The organism is Dellaglioa sp. CoH-55-MRSF-7 (assembly GCF_056782235.1).
Genome location: NZ_JBXAYI010000178.1, coordinates 1 through 259, shown reverse-complemented (window position 1 = coordinate 259; position 259 = coordinate 1). Strand labels below are relative to the sequence as shown.

Below are 259 nucleotides of genomic sequence, written 5' to 3'. Positions count from 1 at the left end.
CATCGACCACGGTCTGATGGATCGAAAAAAAACGTTCCTCTAGACTCGATTCCAACGTGAGTGAAGCGCGCGGCGCGGCCGATGGCGAAGCGGCGATGTTCGCGATGCGTCGGTGCGACGGATTGATCGCGCGAGCCGCGCATGCGCATCCAATGCGAGGGGAACGGTAGAGATGACGCAGCCAACGTGTGCATACGACGATGTATTCGAACGCGCGCTGCTGGGCCTGCTGGATCCGTCGAGAACGGCGGGCGTGCCC

General features: G+C 62.2%; 1 protein-coding gene. It reads right to left on the bottom strand.

The window, feature by feature from the left end:
- Positions 1-259, bottom strand: a 259-nt coding sequence (locus tag AC1RPU_RS08320; RefSeq protein WP_481769699.1) for a hypothetical protein, incomplete at both ends; no start/stop codon positions are given.